The sequence below is a fragment of the Micromonospora sp. ATLC20 genome (genome assembly GCF_057196585.1).
In genome coordinates, this window is sequence record NZ_JBXUOV010000373.1 from 1 (window position 1) to 1456 (window position 1456).

Consider the following 1456-nt stretch of genomic DNA (forward strand, 5'->3'; position numbering starts at 1 on the left):
CGCAGTGGTCGATGAGGTTTTCGAGGGTGTTCAGGTAGGTCTGGGCGAGGGTGGTGATGGTGGTGGGGTGGTGGATGTGGTGGTTGTAGGCGAACACGATGTCGAGGTGGCCGTTGAGGACGCTGCCGGCGACGTCGAGCAGGTACGGTCGTTCGCCGGCTTCGCTGTGGTCCTGGCCGATGCCGGCCTGTTGTCCGATGATCAGTCCGCCGGTGCCGGAACCGGCGGTGTCGAACTGGCCCAGGTAGTTGAAGCTGATCTGTGGTTGGGCGTCGGCGCGTAGGACCGTGCCTGGTTGGTCCGGTCCTGACAGCCACCGCAACGCGTCGTATCCCAGGCCGTGGCCGGGTACCTGACGCAACTGACTCTTCACCGCGCGGATCAGGATCCGCCAGTCCGGCTCGGCCGCCGAGCCTTGTTCCGGTACGTGCAGCGGGACCGGGAAGTGGGTGGTGAACCAGCCGACCGTGCGGGTCACGTCGACGTCGTCGAACAGTTCCTCCCGGCCGTGGCCCTCCATTCCGATCAGCAGCCGGTTCCGGCCGGTCCATCGGGCGAGCACCCGGCCCAGCGCGGCTACGAGCACGTCGTTGATCTGCGTCCGATACACCGCCGGCACCCGGCGCAGCAGCAGGTCGGTCCGTCGTGCGTCCAGCCGCACCGACACCTCACGCACCGCGCCGGCAGTGTTCGGCGCCTGCGTGTCCACCGGCAACCGCGGGTCCGCCGCCGATACCTGCGACCAGTACTCCAGTTCCGCGTCCAGCGCGCCTGCGGCCACATGCCCGGCCAGACGCTGCGCCCAGTACTGGAACGACGACGTCGCCGCTTCCAGCCGCACCGGCTCACCCGCCGCCGCCTGGCGATAGCCGGTCTGCAGATCCGACAACAGGATCCGCCAGGACACGCCGTCGACCACTAGGTGATGCACCGTCAGCAGCAACCGCGGCGGCTGTGAACCACCCCGGAACACCACCGCCCGCAGCAGCGGACCGGTGTCCAACCGCAACGACGCCTGCACCCGCCGCGCCTGTTCCTGCATGACCCGCTCGGCCTGCTGTTCGTCCGCCGGGATCTCGACCACGTCGAACACCGCCGACATGTCCTGCACCGGCGCGCAGGAAGCCCGCCAGCCGCCGTCCTCACCACGCACGAACCGGCACCGCAACGCGTCGTGCTCCGCCACCAACGCGTCGACCACGTCACGCAGCAGCCGCACCTCGACCTGCGGATCCAATTCCAGCAGCACCGACATGTTGTAATGCGACGGATCAGCGGTGAAAACATCGAAGAACCACCGCTGAATCGGGGTCAGCTCCCACACCCCGTCCACCACCGGCCGTTGCTGCACCGGGCCCGGCCGGCCGATCTCCCCCGATTCCAGACCCGCCGCCAACGCCGCCACACTCTGCCGCACGAACAAATCCCGCGACGACAACCACAAACCCGCAGCCCG

The 1456-nt window shown here is 68.5% G+C and carries 1 protein-coding gene; it reads right to left on the reverse strand.

Features of this window, described 5'->3' with window-relative positions:
* Positions 1-1417, reverse strand: a 1417-nt coding sequence (locus tag AC2CHG_RS31370) for a condensation domain-containing protein (RefSeq protein WP_484526205.1), incomplete at its 3' end; no start/stop codon positions are given.
* Between the last annotated feature and the right edge of the window lie 39 nt (positions 1418-1456).